The following is a 12,201-nucleotide window of genomic DNA, read 5'->3' as shown; positions in this document are numbered from 1 at the left end:
CTCCAAATCAGGTGGAGCCGATGCGAATGCGATCGTCTCCGGATGAAACGTAGAGATGAAAAACCCTGGCTGGGGACCGCCTCAGGCGGGCCGCGGCAATGTCCGACCTAGTGGCGGGACATTCGTGGGGGAGTGGCGACGATGATCATGAATTGCATTCAGCCCTCCCCTTTCGCGTGTTGAAGCCAAGATAAACAACATGCCGCATCGGCAGCGAACGCGCAAGCCGCTTCATTTGCAACCGGGGCATGTGTGACCTCGGGGGCACAGGCAATCTTCGGGCAACCCTGGAAAGCGGACCGCAGCGATGACGCCCTGCATGGGCAAGTCCCGTTATCGGACCTGCCGGATTTCCTACCAGAACAGGGCAACCAGCCTGACGGCGATTACCAGCAGGAAGGCGACGATGATCGTGCCGAGCACCTGTTGTCGCTTGGCGCGATCGGGAAACTGGCGAGCCAGCAGGCGTCCGAGCGGCTTGCGGAAGATGACGCCTGCGACGAGCAGAACGATCAGGATATGGGACAAGATGCAGACCTAGCCCTTGTCGCCGGCGTTCCTCGGCTCCGGCGCATCGAGGGGCGCACCAGCCTTCTTCCACGCGCCGAACCCGCCGGCGATATGCGCCACCGGCTTCAACCCCATCTCCTGCGCGGCCTGCGCAGCAAGCGCCGAACGCCAGCCGCCTGCGCAGAAGAAGACGAAGCGCTTGTCCTGCTGGAACACCGGCTTGGCATAGGGGCTTTCGGGATCGATCCAGAATTCGAGCATGCCGCGCGGGCAGTGGAAGGCACCAGGCATGCGCCCCTCCCGCTCCAGTTCACGCGGATCACGCAGATCGACGAAGACGACGTCGTCACGGCCGACCAGCGCGTTCGCCTGCTCGACGGAGAGCGTCTCGACCTTGGCCTCGGCTTCCGCCAGCAACGCCTTGTAGCCTTTGGTGATCACTTGCGGCATTGCCGGCCTCCATCTCGTCGGCGGCACCGTGGCCGCTCGTGCACATCGCGTCAATCGCGGGCTTGCAGCGCGGCCATGCCGACAGCACTCTGGCCCAAGGGAGGCGATTCATGGCCGGCTTCACGACGATCGATATGATCGCCTTCATCTTCTTCGTCGCCTCGTGGCTTGGCTATGGCCTGGCCGTGGAAAAGGGCCCACATGGGGAGCGAAGCCTCAACGCGCGGATGAATCTCCGTCGCGCGCGCTGGATCCAGGAATCGGTCCGGCGCGAAAACCGCATCATCGATACCCAGGTGATGAACGGACTGCAGAACGGCACCGCCTTCTTCGCCTCGACCTCGCTGATCGCGATCGGCGGCTCGCTCGCCCTGCTTCAGTCGACCGACCGCGTCGTCGCGATCTTCGCCGATCTGCCCTTCACCGCGCCGACCTCGCGCGCGGCCTGGGAGATCAAGGTGATCGGGCTTGCGGTGATCTTCGCCCATGCGTTCTTCAAGTTCGCCTGGAGCTACCGGCTCTTCAACTACTGCGCGATCCTTCTCGGCGCGATCCCGCCAAGGGAGCGGGTCGACGAGGAGGAGACGAAGGAGGCCGTCCGCGAGACCATCGCAATGAACATCGCCGCCGGGCGGCATTTCAACCGCGGCCAACGCGCCTTCTTCTTTGCACTCGCCTATCTCGGCTGGTTCATCGATCCTTGGCTGTTCCTCGCTGCAACGGCCGCAGTGCTGACAGTGATGTGGCGCCGGCAGTTCGCGTCGGAATCCGCACGAATCTTCACAAGCCCCGGTCACTGATTCGGGCTGTCCGGCCGCAACGATTGCTCTGGACACCGGCTGAACCTCCGTGAGACCGTCCGCCCCGGGGGGGAGCCGATCCGCGGATCAGGAGGCCAGCATGAGCAAGCAGCCAGCAATCGTCCTGGTGCATGGTTTCTGGGGCAATGCCTCACACTGGAACAGGGTGATCCTCGAACTCTCCCGGATGGGCTACACATCGCTCCACGCCGTCGAAATGCCGCTGACCTCGCTGGCCGATGACGCCGAGCGCACCCGCAAGATGGTGACGCAGCAGAAGGGCCCCGTGCTGTTGGTCGGGCACTCCTATGGCGGCGCAGTGATCACGGAAGCCGGAGATCTGCCCAATGTGGTGGGTCTCGTCTATATCGCGGCTTTTGCCCCAGATGCTGGCGAGAGCCCGGGCGGAATCACCCAGGAACACCCGCCAGAGGCGGCCGCAAACCTCTCTCCCGACAGCGACGGCTATCTCTGGGTCCTGCCCGACAAATTTCATGAGAGCTTCTGCCCCGACCTGACGCCCGAAGAGGGCTTCGTGATGGGTGTGACGCAGAAGGCCCCGCTTGCCAGCACCTTCGGCAACACCATCACCGCGCCGGCCTGGAAGAAGAAGCCATCCTGGTACCAGATCTCCGGTGAGGACCGGATGATCGCGCCCGCGAACCAGGAGCGCATGTCGGCCCGCCTCAACGCGCGAAAGGTCATCACGCTCGCTGCCAGCCACGCTTCGCTCGCCTCCAAGCCGGCCGAAGTCGCCGCTCTGATCGACGAAGCAGCCAAAGCGACCGCACCGGCTTGAGCCCTTCGTCTCCGCGCACTGCCGCGATGGCGACCGCAGTGCTTTTCACCTCACGCGGCAGGGCAAGCCGATCCCTCCGCCCTGGCCTCGCCGCTTGACGAATCCTGCAGCCCTGCCTCTCTGGGAGGCATGACCGATCACGTTGACGCCCTCGAAGCCGCCATACTCGACCTGCTCACGGAGGCAGGACTGGGTCGTACGATCAGCGCGATGGATGCCGCGCGCCGCGTCGGCGGYGACCATCCCGATGGCTGGGGGCCGCTGATGCAGCCGATCCGCCGCATCGCCGTGCGGATGATGAAGGAAGGTCGCCTCGTCATTACCCGAAAGGGTCGCCCGGTCGATCCGGACGATTTCCGCGGCGTCTACCGCCTGTCCTTGCCAAGCAGCGAATAGGCCCTGCTCCCCGCAACGTCAGGGAGCGGGGAACAGCGCATCCGTGTAGCCGGCGGCGTAATAGGCAACGAGACCAGCCCATTCCTTGAAGGCGAGCTCTGCGATGTCGAGGCCGCGCGACGCCTCGCGGTAGGGCCTGAAGAAATCGGCCGGCTCATTGCTCGAGAGATAGTCGACCGGGAATGCCTCGACCGCGAATCCGGCCTTTCGGAAGACGCCCATCGCGCGCGGCATGTGCCAGGCCGAGGTCAGGAGCAACCAGCGCTCGCCCGGCTTCGGCATCACGAGGTCGCGGGTAAAGATCGCGTTCTCGCGGGTATTGCGCGACTTGTCCTCAAGCACCACCCGCTCGGGCGGCAGGCCCAGCGCCTCGAAAAGCAGCCTGGCGCCATCGGCCTCGGTCCTGACCACGGGCGAGAGCAGATTGGCGCCGCCGCCGGTGAAGGCGATTTTCGCCTGCGGATGCAGCCGGGCGAGCTCGACCGCCTTGGTCATGCGGGCACCGGCGTGGTTCAGCACGATGTCGCCGCGCGCGACGCCGATTGCACCGCCCAGCACGATGACGCCGGTAACCGGCCCCCTGGCGGCCTCCTGCTGCGGAAAGCGGTTTTCCAGCGGCCGCACGATGATCCGCGGCAGCGGGCTGAAGGACAGCACCAGGATGCCGAGCATGGCAAATCCGCCGAGCCAGCGCGCCGGGCGCGCGAAGCGGGTGAAGGCCAGCAGCGCCGCCAAGGCCGCCAGCAGGATCAGCAAATTCACCGGCGAGAACAGGAACCAGATGATCTTGGACAGGACGAAAAACATCGGCGGACTCCGGAACGCACCGGCTGTCTAAGCATCGGCCCGAAAACCGGATTGCGGTCTTCGGGACAGCCGATGCAAACACAGAAGGCTAGATCATTGCACCGGATGCGATATCCGGTCCGATGATCTAKCCGATGACGAGACGACGCTGCATTAACGACGCAACGACGCTCAACGGGTAATGCTGGGTGGATTGGAGGGGCGGCGCACCGGATTGCGCTGGCCGACCATTCGCTCGAGCTCGAGCGAACGGCTGGCCACCTCGCGCAACATGCAGCCCGCCTGCATCCCGGCCACGCGGACAGACGGCTGCATGCTCCCATAGAATGCGCATTTCTGCGCAGCATAGCCTTCCCAGGCGACCTGAAGCGCAGCGAACTGGCCCCGCGCGCCGCTTTCGGCATTGCGCATGACCGCCAGACTCGCGAAGGTCAGGCGCTCGCGCCAGACCGCCTCTTCTCGCCTCGCACAATCGGCTTCGGCCGCACGCCGATCGCCTGAAGCCTCTCGTACGCAGGTCACCGCCACCGACCCGATGCACGAACTGGCAGCCCCACCGCTCTGGCTCAGGCAGGACACCATCTGCGTGCGGTCGGCCGATAGCACCGGATTCGAGGGAGGCGACTGCGCCCAAGCGCCTCCTGCAGCCATTGCCGCCATGCCGAATGCAAGAATTCCCAAGCGGGTCATGGTCACCATCATGTCAAGCTCTGCGGGGAGGGCAAGGCGGCGACACGCTCACGTGATCGGCAGGGGCAGCGCTGGCTTCGCAGCAGGCCGGGCCACCACTGTCTCGTACCAGCGCTGGACATTCGGCCGGGACGCACGCGGCACCGGCATGTTGAGCCAGCGATGCGCGCCCGGCGCAACGGCGATATCGGCCATGCCGAAGCGCGCGCCGGCGAGGTAATCACGTGAAGCCAGATGCGCCTCGAGGATGTCCAGCTTCGCCTCCGTCTTGGCGATGGAGGCCTCGATGACAGCCATGTCACGCTTCTCCGCCGGTGTCCGGATCAGACCGATGAAGGCCGGAGCCATCGCCGGCTGCAATTCGGCAATCATCCAGTCCATCCAGCGATCGGCCTCGGCGCGGCGCGAGGGATCCTCCTCCCAGATCCAGCCCGCCCCATAGCGGGCCGCGAGGTAGCGCACGATGCTGCTGGACTCCCAGATGCAGACATCGCCATCCTCCAGAACGGGGATCATGCCGTTGGGGTTCTTGGCCAGATAGGCCGGCTCGCGGTTGCCGCCGAACGCGCCGCCAAGATCGACCCGTTCAAAACTCTGGCCAACCTCACCGGCCGCCCAGACGGCCTTCTGCACATTGATGGAACTGATCCGTCCCCAGATCGTCAGCATGAAGAGCTCCCCGCCACCCTTTGGCCGGACAGACTTTCCTGCCTGACGCCACGGAAAGCAAATCGTTCTATCTGCAGGCGGTCTGCCGCCTCAAGCTCAGGCGAACTCCATGATCACGGCATCGACCGCGAGCGAATCGCCCTCCTTGGCGAGGATCTTCGCGATGGTGACGTCCTTCTCGGCACGCAGCACGTTCTCCATCTTCATCGCTTCGACCATGCAGAGCGCCTCGCCGGCCTTGACTTCCTGGCCGACCTTCACGGACACGGCCTTGACCAGCCCCGGCATCGGGCAGAGCAGGAATTTTCCGGTATCGGCCGCAACCTTCTCCGGCATCAGGGCCTGCTCCGCCACGATGCCCTCGAAGCGCTCACCGCCGAGCGTCACGATGCGGGTGCGTTCGAACTCGACCTTGCGCCATCCCTCCATCTGGGCCGAGACATGTCGCTTGCGCTGGTTGAGACGGTGGTCGCAGGCGATCGCGATAGCGGCCATGCGCAGCGCTATCTCTCCCTTCGGCTGCGGCAGGGAGAAGCCTTCCGGAAACTCCTCGGCGATGAAGCCCGTCGACAAGTGTCCGGCGATCCAGCGCGGATGCTGCATCAGCGCCGAGACGAACGGGATGTTATGGCGGATGCCCTCGATGGCAAAACCGTCGAGAGCACGGGCCTGCGCTTTGATCGCCGCCTCGCGCGTCGGCGCGTGGGTCACGAGTTTTGCGATCATCGGGTCGTAATAGATCGAGATCTCGCCGCCTTCGAAGACACCGGTGTCATTGCGGACGGTCGCCTCGCCATCCGGACCTTCGGCCGGTGGGCGATAGGTCACCAGCCGCCCCGTCGAAGGCAGGAAATTGCGGGTCGGGTCCTCCGCATAGACGCGGGATTCGACAGCCCAGCCGTTCAGCTTGACATCGGCCTGCGTCAGCCGGAGCTTTTCGCCATAGGCGACACGGATCATTTCCTCGACGAGGTCGATGCCGGTGATCATCTCGGTGACGGGATGCTCGACCTGGAGCCGGGTGTTCATCTCTAGGAAGAAGAAGGAGCGGTCCTGCCCTGCGACGAACTCGACCGTTCCGGCCGAATCATAATTCACCGCCTTGGCGAGGGCCACCGCCTGCTCGCCCATCTTGCGCCGGGTCGCCTCGTCGAGCAGCGGCGACGGCGCCTCCTCGACGACTTTCTGGTTGCGGCGCTGAATCGAGCACTCGCGCTCGCCGAGATAGATGACGTTGCCGTGCTTGTCGCCAAGCACCTGGATCTCGATATGACGCGGGTCGACGATGAACTTCTCGATGAAGACGCGGTCGTCGCCAAATGAGGACGCCGCTTCCGATTTCGCCCGGGCAAAGCCCTCGGCGACTTCCCCGGCCGAATGGGCAATGCGCATGCCCTTGCCGCCGCCGCCGGCAGAGGCCTTGATCATCACGGGATAGCCGATCTCGTCGGCGATCTTCACGGCTTCGGTGGGATCTTCGATGACGCCGAGATGGCCGGGCACGGTCGAGACCTTTGCCGCGGCGGCCGCCTTCTTCGACTCGATMTTGTCACCCATCGCGGCAATCGCGCCGGGATTGGGGCCGATGAAGACGATACCTGCATCCCTGAGCGCCTGGGCGAAGGCCTCGCGCTCGGACAGGAAACCATAGCCGGGATGGACAGCCTCTGCCCCCGTCGCCTTGCAGGCGGCGATGATCCTGTCGATCAGCAGATAGGATTCGGCCGCGGGCGCCGCGCCGACATGGACCGCCTCATCCGCCATCTCGACGTGGAGCGCGTCGCGGTCGGCATCCGAATAGACGGCAACCGTCTTGATGCCCATCCGCCGCGCCGTCTTGATGACACGGCAGGCGATCTCGCCACGGTTCGCGATCAGAATCTTCGTGAACATGGGTGGYGTCTCCCGGCTGTCTGAAAACACTGTGACAGTCGGGGTTTATTGGAGGCCGCAGCCCGCGTCCACTGATGCGAAAGTTCGGGAATGGGCGGCGGGCTGTGCGCGACCGCCTGATCAGTTCGTCCGAAGAACGCGTTCGAGGCGCTGGCCCGGCACCATGAACGTGCTCTTGCGCATGGCGAAGGCGATCAGCATCTCGTCGCAGCGATCCGCCTCGCGCACGATCTCGAAGGCGATGCGTCGCGCCGTCTCGGTCGGGCCGTCGCCAGCAGAGAGCGTCGTCACCAGCCAATGTGCCTTCTCGCGATCGATCACGCCTGTCGGGCGGCTTTCCCAGACAGCGAAGTCGACGACCAGAGTGACCAGGTAATTGGCGAAGGAGGCGCTGGTCGCGACGACCGCGCGATCCAGCGCAATCAGAACATCGATGACATCGCGCGTCATCACGCTATCGACCAAGATTTCGCGCTGAAGCATCTTGGTGTCTTGATCGTCGATCGCGTGCTTTTCCATCACGCGATCGACGAATTCACGGAGCTCATGACCAATCATCGTTCGACTCCTGCCCAGCTTTATTTTGCGCCGGTGCGTTCCTGTTGTGGGAACACCATGACGCGGCACCCGCCAGCAGGTGGTTAACGGCCAAATCTGAACTTCTGTTCAGGTTAAACGGTCCTGATCGGACGTGGTTGCGAGGATGTTACTGAAGTGCCGCCATGCATCGGGTCGCGGTCGAAATCCGGCACCGAATCGGTTTCCGCTCGACGGCACGCCGTCCTGCTCGCCGCGATGACGGAACCTCCGCGCGCCTCTCTTACGKACAGGGCGTTTCGGCTGCACAGTTTGCGGCGATTTCCAGTTCGACCGGGACGTCGGCGCGAAGGAGCGAAGCGGGGACATGGATCAGTCTTCGCGCCGATCCGACGGCGCGAAGAGACTGTGGAACCCGATCGGAGCGGAACGTCGCAGTGCCCTCGCCGCCGCCCTCAGGTCGGCTCAGCCACCGCGAGCCCGTCAATGATGCCCGTCAACTCGGCACAATCGGTGAGGACATGGCGCGCGCCGAGCGCCTGCAGGGATGCCACCGGCTGGAAGCCCCAGGAGACGGCTACCGGCGTGACCCTAGCGGCAACCGCCATCTGGATATCGAAGGAACTGTCGCCGACCATCAGGGTACGTTCCGGTCGCGCGCCGGTTTCCCTCATCGCCTGCAGGATCATGTCGGGATGGGGCTTGGACGGTGCATCATCGGCCGTCTGGATCGTCGCCATGTGCTGACGCCAGCCATAGCGCTCGACGATGTAGTCCGCGCCCCGACGGGACTTGCCGGTCGCGATGCCGAGCACCGTATCGGGCCGCGCAACCAGCGCGTCCAGCATAGCGGCAACGCCCGGGAAGAGCGGCTCGGCGAGGCTTGGATCGGTCTCGGCCTGCCGCCGCATGGCGCCGAAGACCTCCCTATAGGTTTCCGTCAGCTGGTCGTCGGGGCGTTCCAGCCCCGCAAGCTGCATCAGCGCAATATCGAGCGTCAGCCCGACGATGCCGAGCCCCGCCTCGCGGCCTGGATAGACCAGGCCGCAACGCTTGAAGGTCTCGACCTGGGCGCCGAGGATGATGGCGGCTGAATCGATCAGYGTGCCGTCGAGATCGAATATGACGAGGTCCATGCAGGCGCTTTACCGTGGATCGCGACTGCGATCCACTGCACCCGGCGCGGCTCCGTCATGAACGGCTCTCGCGGGCGCAGTCCGCGACCGCCTTGCGCAGGTCCTCGCCATCGAGCCCTTTCGCGCGGCTCTCCTTGCGACATTCGGCACGAGCCGCCAGATCRGGCCGCTTCGCCTTGAAACAGGCGGCCAGCGCGTCGCGCCGCGCAGCGCCGGTCAGGCCACCCTCATCGGCCTCCGTCTTGCAGGCGGTACGCGCCGTCACGGCCGTGGGCTTGCCGTCGCGCGTCAGCCCATCGCGGGCATAGAGTTGGACGCCCGGAAACTTTGCCTGCATGCAATCGCGCATGGCCTGGCGCAAATCGTCGCCACTCAGCGCAATATGTTCGGCGACACAATCCTGCCGCGCCTTGGCGCGCTCGACGCGCGGCACAGGCTCATCCGCCGCTGCAGCAGCAGCTTGCGGGGCGGTTGGTGACTGCGCAGCGGCAGATGTGGCAAGCGAAAGGGTCAGGCCGGCAAGAACGAAGGCGAAACGCGTCATGGGAGCACCTGCGTAAGAGTGACGAGAACAAAATTAGAACATATCTGTTTTTGTTCCGCAAGTGTTCTCTTACGCAAGGTAACGCCAACTCCTACTCGTCGGGCGCGTCCACGATCGGGTCATAGCGCTCGTCCTCGAAACCGAGCAGATTCCAGGACTGGCGCATATGTGGCGGCAGCGGCGCGCTGACATCGATCGTGCCCTTGCCGCGCGGATGCGGCAGCACGATGCGGCGAGCCAGCAGATGCAGCTTGTTCTGGATGCCGCCCGGCAGCTCCCAGTTCTGAATGTTGAAGTATTTGGGATCACCGACGATCGGGTGGCCGATATGGGCCGCATGTGCACGCAACTGATGGGTGCGGCCGGTCACCGGTTTCAGCGAGAGCCAGCCGAGCTTCTGCGCCGCGGTCTCGACCACGGCGTAATAGGTCACGGCATGCATCGCACCGTCGTCGCCATGTTTGGCGACCGCCATCCGCTGATCGCCATCATAGGCTTCCTCGCGGGCGAGATAGGTCGAGATCCGGCCCTGCCGGACGCGCGGGACGCCGGCAACCAGCGCCCAGTAGACCTTGCGGGCCGAGCGCGAACGAAAGGTCTTTGCCAGCGTCGCCGCCGCAAAGCGCGATTTGGCGATGACGAGGCAGCCGGACGTATCCTTGTCGAGCCGGTGCACGAGGCGCGGCTTCTGGCCGTCCTTGCCGGTCAGGGCATCGAGCATGCCGTCGACATGGCGCGTGGTGCCCGAGCCGCCCTGCACGGCCAGGCCGGCAGGCTTGTTGAGGACCATGACATCGTCATCCTCGTAGAGCGTGATCGAGCGCAGGAACTCGACCGTGTCGGAATCGGCCCTGGCCGACCGCGGACGCTCCGCCTGCTGCTCGAGCTTCAGCGGCGGAATGCGCACAGTCTGGCCGGCCTCGAGCCGGTCCTTGCTGTCGGCGCGCTTGCCGTTGACGCGCAGCTCGCCCTTCCGGACGATCCGCTGGATATGGCTGAAGGACAGCTGCGGAAAGCGTGTCTCAAGGAAGCGATCGATCCGCATCTCGTTCTCGTCCGGCGTCACGACGAGTTGCTGAACGCCGGTGGCAAGCACCTCTGCGGTCACGGCCTTGACCTCGGCCCGCGTCGGTCCGGCTGGGCGCTGTGCCCGTTGCACTGGCGACCTGCCAACCGGTGCGCGGCGCGCGACGTCCTCGCCCTCGCCCGGCCTGGCCTGGCCCGAAGCGCGCGCCGGCCGGCGCGCGTCATGGCTTGGCCGCTTCTTCCCGGCACCGGCCGCGGGAGGCCTGCCGCCGCGACCCGTTTGCCCCTTGCCGCCGGAGCCCTTGCTGCCGGAGCCCTTGCCACCTTGCCTCATGATAGCCCCCGGACGAGTGCGAGCCCACCGACCAGCGCTGCCAGAGACAGCGCGACGGAGCCCAGAACATAAATGGTGGCGAAGCCCAGTTGGCCGCGCTCCCAGAGCAGAACGGCCTCAAGCGAGAAGGCCGAGAAAGTCGTGAATCCACCCAGGACGCCCGTGGTCAGGAAGAGGCGCGCCTGTTGCGACCAGCCCTCGCCCGCCCTGAAGGCGAGCCAGCCGACGATCAGCCCCATGATCCCCGAACCGAGAATATTGATGGCCATTGTGCCATAGGGAAAACCCGTCCCCAGCCATTTCAGCGAGGTGTAGTTGACGCCGTGTCGCAGCGCGCCGCCGATGCCGGCGCCCAGGAAGACGAGAAACGTGGATGTCATCGTCCTGCAATAGCCAGCACACCCGACCTGCACAAACGAAATCCGGTCTCAGCCCCCGACAATCACGGGAGTGCGCCCTCTCACGGCGCAATTGACACACCCGGATCCCGTAACGACAGATGACCACTGACAACAATGCCTTGGAGCCGCCCGCCACCGATGACCGCCGTGACAGGCCGCGCTGAGGAGAAGCCCTGCCTGCATCGCACCTGGGCGATCGCAGCCTCGGCCTTGCTTGCCTTGCCGGCCTTCGCAGCACTGACCGGGGAAGCAGTCGCACTCCCGCCGCCCAAGGGCMTGAAACYCGCCCGCCCCCCGAGCCTTGCGCGCAGTTGCACGATCACGCCGACCGAGCTTGAGCCCCTCTTCGGCGGCGAGGCCGATCCCCGCCGGCAAATGGAGGACGAAAGCAGCGATGACGAGGAGGAGGACGATGACGAGGACAGCATCCCTGGCCTGATCCTGCCCGGCTCCGCCACCTGCCTCTCGGTGTCGGGCACCGTAAGCGCTGGCCTGCAGAATGACAGTGTCCGGGCATCGCGCTCCGTTTCCCTGCCGCAGTCGAGCCTGACATCCTTTCCGACAAGCGCGAGTATTCGCATCGCGACGTCGCATGATCTCGCCTCCGGGCTGCGCGTCGGCAGCGCCTTCTCCTTCACCATGCAGAGCCCGACCGACGATGTCGCAGGACTCACTTTCGACGAGGCGACGGTGTTGGTCGGGCCCTGGATTTTCGGCCTGGACACCTCGCGCTTCAGCTTCTGGACGGGCGACGAGTTCATCTTCAGCACGCGGGTGCCAAGTCGGACCGTCGGACTGTTGGCCCTGGAATTGCCCTTGACGGAGACCTGGATCGCGACACTTGCAATGGAAGATCCCGCGTTGGGCACGACCTCGACCCTGCCGGTTGCGGCCGGCCGCATGCCGGATGGCGTGGCACGGCTCGTCTACCAGTCCGGGCCATGGACGTTGCATGGCGCTTTGGCACTGCGCGACATCTCCGGCCGAAACTCCCGCTTGGGACGCGCCGGAATTCTGGGCGTTACCTATGAGGCCGAGATGCTGGGGCGCCCCGGCAGCATCACGGCCCAGGTCGCAGGCGCGGTCGACGCGGCGCCCTATATCGGCTCGCAACTCGACGCCGCCGTCGTTCGGACGGTGCTCCTCGGCAGCGACCCGACCCGCGGCTTCTCGACCGCCCTTGTGATGCGGCGGGAATGGACCGACGAG

General features: G+C 65.3%; 14 protein-coding genes and 1 pseudogene. 4 read left to right on the top strand and 11 right to left on the bottom strand.

Annotation, left to right across the window (positions count from 1 at the left end):
- Window positions 1-354 precede the first annotated feature (354 nt).
- Both AC1DJT_RS32935 and AC1DJT_RS32930 read right to left on the bottom strand, forming a co-directional pair.
- On the bottom strand, window positions 355-528 hold the full coding sequence (locus AC1DJT_RS32935) for a hypothetical protein (protein ID WP_441493265.1): 174 nt from the start codon (window positions 526-528) through the stop codon (window positions 355-357).
- 9 nt (window positions 529-537) lie between these two features.
- Complete coding sequence (locus AC1DJT_RS32930; protein WP_441493266.1) at window positions 538-960, bottom strand: rhodanese-like domain-containing protein; 423 nt, start codon at window positions 958-960, stop codon at window positions 538-540.
- Between the two features lie 110 nt (window positions 961-1,070).
- On the opposite strand from AC1DJT_RS32930, the gene AC1DJT_RS32925 reads away from it, so the two are divergent.
- The 3 genes from AC1DJT_RS32925 (at window position 1,071) to AC1DJT_RS32915 (ending at window position 2,955) form a co-directional block, all read left to right on the top strand.
- Window positions 1,071-1,760, top strand: a complete 690-nt coding sequence (locus AC1DJT_RS32925; protein ID WP_441508479.1) for a DUF599 domain-containing protein — start codon at window positions 1,071-1,073, stop codon at window positions 1,758-1,760.
- A gap of 100 nt (window positions 1,761-1,860) precedes the next feature.
- Window positions 1,861-2,559 carry an alpha/beta hydrolase gene (locus AC1DJT_RS32920; protein WP_441493268.1) on the top strand — a complete coding sequence of 233 codons (699 nt, stop codon included), beginning with the start codon at window positions 1,861-1,863 and terminating at the stop codon, window positions 2,557-2,559.
- Between the two features lie 129 nt (window positions 2,560-2,688).
- Window positions 2,689-2,955, top strand: a complete 267-nt coding sequence (locus AC1DJT_RS32915) for a DUF3253 domain-containing protein (protein ID WP_441508480.1) — start codon at window positions 2,689-2,691, stop codon at window positions 2,953-2,955.
- A gap of 18 nt (window positions 2,956-2,973) precedes the next feature.
- Here AC1DJT_RS32915 and AC1DJT_RS32910 read toward each other — a convergent pair whose 3' ends face one another.
- The 9 genes from AC1DJT_RS32910 to crcB all read right to left on the bottom strand — a co-directional run bounded on the left by AC1DJT_RS32910 (window position 2,974) and on the right by crcB (window position 10,971).
- Entirely contained in the window at window positions 2,974-3,762 is a 789-nt protein-coding gene (locus tag AC1DJT_RS32910) for a YdcF family protein (protein ID WP_441508481.1), read from the bottom strand.
- Between the two features lie 171 nt (window positions 3,763-3,933).
- Window positions 3,934-4,452: a lysozyme inhibitor LprI family protein gene (locus tag AC1DJT_RS32905; protein ID WP_441508482.1), complete on the bottom strand. Its 519-nt coding sequence runs from the start codon at window positions 4,450-4,452 to the stop codon at window positions 3,934-3,936.
- A 48-nt stretch (window positions 4,453-4,500) separates the two neighbouring features.
- On the bottom strand, window positions 4,501-5,121 hold the full coding sequence (locus AC1DJT_RS32900; protein WP_441508483.1) for a glutathione S-transferase family protein: 621 nt from the start codon (window positions 5,119-5,121) through the stop codon (window positions 4,501-4,503).
- A gap of 96 nt (window positions 5,122-5,217) precedes the next feature.
- On the bottom strand, window positions 5,218-7,014 hold the full coding sequence (locus AC1DJT_RS32895) for an acetyl/propionyl/methylcrotonyl-CoA carboxylase subunit alpha (protein WP_476835721.1): 1,797 nt from the start codon (window positions 7,012-7,014) through the stop codon (window positions 5,218-5,220).
- Window positions 7,015-7,134: 120 nt separating this feature from the next.
- A complete protein-coding gene (locus AC1DJT_RS32890; protein ID WP_441493274.1) occupies window positions 7,135-7,572 on the bottom strand; it encodes a hypothetical protein in 438 nt (145 codons plus the stop codon).
- A gap of 434 nt (window positions 7,573-8,006) precedes the next feature.
- Complete coding sequence (locus AC1DJT_RS32885) at window positions 8,007-8,687, bottom strand: HAD-IA family hydrolase (RefSeq protein ID WP_441508485.1); 681 nt, start codon at window positions 8,685-8,687, stop codon at window positions 8,007-8,009.
- A gap of 55 nt (window positions 8,688-8,742) precedes the next feature.
- On the bottom strand, window positions 8,743-9,231 hold the full coding sequence (locus AC1DJT_RS32880) for a hypothetical protein (RefSeq protein ID WP_441508486.1): 489 nt from the start codon (window positions 9,229-9,231) through the stop codon (window positions 8,743-8,745).
- A 91-nt stretch (window positions 9,232-9,322) separates the two neighbouring features.
- Entirely contained in the window at window positions 9,323-10,591 is a 1,269-nt protein-coding gene (locus tag AC1DJT_RS32875; RefSeq protein WP_441493277.1) for an RluA family pseudouridine synthase, read from the bottom strand.
- Window positions 10,588-10,971 (bottom strand): fluoride efflux transporter CrcB, encoded by a 384-nt coding sequence (gene crcB / locus AC1DJT_RS32870; protein WP_441508487.1) that lies wholly within the window; start codon window positions 10,969-10,971, stop codon window positions 10,588-10,590. Before crcB ends, AC1DJT_RS32875 begins: the two co-directional genes overlap by 4 nt.
- Window positions 10,972-11,130: 159 nt before the next feature.
- Here crcB and AC1DJT_RS32865 point away from each other — a divergent pair.
- Window positions 11,131-12,201 (top strand): annotated as a pseudogene (locus AC1DJT_RS32865) (hypothetical protein); the annotation flags it as partial.

Source organism: Allobosea sp. 05T422_2 (assembly GCF_056396265.1).
The sequence above is the reverse complement of the archived record's forward strand: the minus strand, read 5'-3'. Positions and strand labels throughout refer to the sequence as shown.